At 38.7% G+C, this 4035-nt stretch carries 4 protein-coding genes; all 4 read right to left on the bottom strand.

What is annotated here, in order from left to right:
- Positions 1-964 (bottom strand): adenosylmethionine--8-amino-7-oxononanoate transaminase (bioA, locus tag HRT72_07630; GenBank protein NQY67576.1); only part of this gene is annotated, 964 nt, incomplete at its 3' end.
- Positions 964-1581: a dethiobiotin synthase gene (gene bioD / locus HRT72_07635; GenBank protein ID NQY67577.1), complete on the bottom strand. Its 618-nt coding sequence runs from the start codon at positions 1579-1581 to the stop codon at positions 964-966. The genes bioD and bioA, both read right to left, overlap by 1 nt.
- A complete protein-coding gene (locus HRT72_07640) occupies positions 1578-2699 on the bottom strand; it encodes a pyridoxal phosphate-dependent aminotransferase family protein (protein ID NQY67578.1) in 1122 nt (373 codons plus the stop codon). Before HRT72_07640 ends, bioD begins: the two co-directional genes overlap by 4 nt.
- A 107-nt stretch (positions 2700-2806) precedes the next feature.
- Entirely contained in the window at positions 2807-3898 is a 1092-nt protein-coding gene (gene bioB / locus HRT72_07645) for a biotin synthase BioB (protein ID NQY67579.1), read from the bottom strand.
- Positions 3899-4035 lie beyond the last annotated feature (137 nt).

Below are 4035 nucleotides of genomic sequence, written 5' to 3' on the forward strand. Positions count from 1 at the left end.
CTTTTTCAAACAGATCTAAGCTGGCACCGGCAGCAGCACACGCCACAGGGTTCCCTGTAAACGAATGGCCATGAAACAGTGCTTTAGATTTCTCATCCGACAAAAACATATTATAAATATCTTCTGTACATGAAGTCGCTCCCAGAGCCATTGTGCCTCCGGTAATTCCTTTAGACATACAAACGATATCTGGTTGATGCGCCATATATTCAGAAGCAAAATACTTTCCAGTTCTCCCAAAACCTACGAATACTTCATCGGCTATACAAATCACATTCTTCTCTCTACATAGCCTCATAAGCTCATTTAGAACCTCTGGTGAATACATTACCATCCCTGCAGCACCAAGTATTAGAGGCTCATAAATAAAAGCCGCTATACCATTATTTTTCAATGCAAGCCTTAACTGTTCAATAACATCCTCCTCTCTCCCAGGAACCGGAACTTCCAAATGCACTACATCAAACAAGAAAGGCACAAAGGGCGCAGTAAAGTGAGTTCTCCCACCTACAGACATCGCACCAAATGTATCGCCATGATAAGCTTGATCAAAACAAATTATTTTCGTTTTAGGCTTTTCTTGATTATGCCAATACTGAAAAGCCATTTTTATTGCGACCTCAACAGCAGTAGAACCATTATCACTGTAAAATATTTTTGATTGATTTGAAGGTAATAATCCTATTAGTCGAGCAGCAAGATCTGCCGCTTTATCGTGCGTAATACCAGTAAATATAGTATGCTCCAACTTTTTCAATTGCTGATAAACAACATCCGCTATATATGGATGTGCATGCCCGTGTGTAGTTACCCACCAAGATGAAATAGCATCTAAATATTTCTTGCCATCCTTATCTATCAAATAAGAGCCCTCTCCTTTCTCAATAACAATAGGATCTTCCGCCGTTTGCATCTGCGTAAAGGGATGCCAAACATGAGCTAAGTCTTTTTCTAACGTATCCATTATAAAACATTTACAAATTTGGCAGCACAATCTTCTACAACACCTTTATTTACATCAACCACATTCCCTATTCTTCCTAGCAATTCGACCCCTGTATACTTTAAGATATACTCCTCCGACTCTGCATTAGGCTCTCCATTAAATATTACCCCTTTAACTTTCAAGCCTTTTTCCTTTAGAACTTCAAAAGTTAGTAGCGTGTGATTAATGCTTCCTAAATAATTTCTAGAAACAACAATTACTTCTACATCTAGATATTTAATCAAATCTAATATCAGATCTCCGTTATCATTTATCGGAACCATCAAGCCACCAGCTCCCTCAATAATTAAATCATTCTCCGTTTCAGGAACTAAAAAAGACTCCAATTTAATGTCAATTCCATCAATTCTTGCCGCCGCATGAGGAGACATAGGTTGAGACAAAAGCACCCCTTCTGTATGAAATTTACTTTGCGTATTTGATACCAAACTTCGCACCAATTTACTATCCGAATTTTCTAAATCACCGGCTTGAATTGGTTTCCAATAATCTGCTTTTAACGCCTCCACTAAAATCGCAGACACAAATGTTTTTCCGACTTCGGTTCCATTTCCAGTTACAAAATATTTCTTCATACACTCAATTTAATGGCTTCAACCAACCCTCTAACTTCCTCTTCCGAATTAAATAAATGGATACAAATCCTAATACGCTCTTTTCCCTTTTTTACAGTCGGATATAGAATTGGCCTAACATCATAACCACGATCATTCACCCTTCCAGAAAGCCTCTTTACGCTATCATTTCCAGGCACAACCAAGCATTGAACCGGGGAAGAACTCTCTATCAAATCGAAATCAACACAGTCATGAAGTAATGATTTAAATAAACTTACTAACTTGCTGAGTTTAGATGAATTAAACCCAACTCCTGACAGGATGTCATAGGCGCTTTTTATGGCTATAACGGCATAATTAGGAGTTCCTGTAGTATAAATAAACGACCTGGAAAAGTTAATCAAATAAGATCTCAAATTAGCACCACCAAGAACAATTGCACCATGACAACCCATTGATTTTCCAAAAGTATGGACACGAGCAAGGACTCTTTTCTCCAGTCCTAATTCAGCAACCAAACCCTCCCCTTTTTCACCAAAAATACCAGTTGAATGAGCCTCATCTACAATGAGGGCAGCCTCATATTTTTCACATAACTCCACAATACTTTTTAAAGGAGCTTGATCTCCGTCCATCGAGTAAACAGATTCAACAACCACGTATATTTTCCCTTCCGCGATAGATAATTTTTCTTCCAGCTGAGAAATATCATTATGTGAAAATGAAAAAGATTTTGCTAGACTTAATCGAATACCATCCCGGATAGATGCATGAGAATACTCATCACAAATAACAGTATCTCCTTTTTTAGGCAAACAAGAAAGCAGACCTAAATTTGCATCATATCCTGAGTTGTAAATCAATCCTGCATCCGCGATATGAAATTTCGCTATTCGACTCTCAAGTTTTTCTATCTCGACTGAATTACCAGTTAATAGACGAGAACCTGTAGAACCCACCCCCATATCTTGCATCTCCGAGCTTATTCGATCTTTTAGATCCTTTGACCTTGAAAAGCCCAAATAGTCGTTAGAACAAAAATCTACCAAGCCTTTCTTAACAGAAAGTTCTCGTAAAGCACCGTTCTCTTTCCTGTCGCTCAGCGACTTACTTATAAACTCTTCAATTGATCTCATGCCTAAATAAAAAAGGGCCTCAAAGATACCCTTATTTTATTTGCACCAAACACAAAAAAGCCTGCCTGTATTAACAAACAAGCTTCAATTCCTAATTAAGATATAGACTATACAGCCTCTTCCTTACCCTTTTTCGAAGCAGTAATATTAGCGTCAATACTATGTCCAGGCCTAGACCATTTCGGTTTTTCGGTAGCCCTCACTTCCTTATAAGACTCTTTTGTTTCTGGCTTATCGCCATCCTTAAATGCCGCTTTAGTTTTCAAACCAAGAATGTCAAACATTTCCTTATCCTGATTAAACTCTGGATTAGGAGTAGTAAGTAGCTTATCCCCTGCAAAAACAGAATTCGCACCTGCCATGAAACACATTGCCTGCCCTTCCATGCTCATTTCCAATCGACCTGCCGACATACGAACAGATGCTTTCGGCAATACAATTCGCGCTGTAGCTATCATTCGAACAACGTCCCAAATTGGCACTTTGTAATTCTCTGCCATTGGCGTACCCTCCACAGGCACCAATGCGTTAATAGGAACAGAAGCCGGTGGTGTATCTAAATTAACCAGAGTATATAACATACCTACTCTATCTTCTATAGACTCACCCATTCCAATAATACCACCCGAACAAACCCCAACATCCCACTTCTGAACATTCTCAATAGTCTTCAATCTATCATCGTACGCCCGAGTAGAAATAATTTCTTTATAATAATCTTCTGATGTATCTACATTGTGATTATATGCATACAGACCAGCATCCGCCAATCTTCTCGCTTGATCGTCGGTAATCATCCCTAACGTGCAACATACTTCCATATCCATTCCGTTTACCAGACGAACCATCTCGAGTATATTATCAAAGTCTTTTCCCTCCTTAACATTCCTCCAAGCCGCACCCATACACAATCTAGAAGCACCAGATGCCTTTGCATCCTCCGCATCCTTTCGCACTTCATCAACAGACATCAACGGCTGATTCTCAACACCAGTATGGTACCTTGCAGCCTGTGGACAATAACCACAATCTTCAGAACATCCACCTGTTTTAACAGATATAAGCTTACTTACCTGAACTTCTAATGGATCATTATTTTCTCGATGAACGACCGCTGCGTCGAAAACCAATTGCATAAGCGGCCTGTCATACACTGCTCTAATTTCTTCTCTGCTCCACTTTCTATTTTCTGAACTCATTATATAAGTATTTAAGTGGTGCAAATTTATAGAAATAACGGATCAATATAAAAAGTTGTTGTTTTCAAAAATTAAGCAAAAAGTTTCTCCAGCCTAAAAAGGAAAAATTCTACATTCCTAACACCTCTAAATTGTGC

Source organism: Flavobacteriales bacterium (assembly GCA_013214975.1).
In the GTDB taxonomy this organism is placed as follows: Bacteria; Bacteroidota; Bacteroidia; order DT-38; family DT-38; genus DT-38.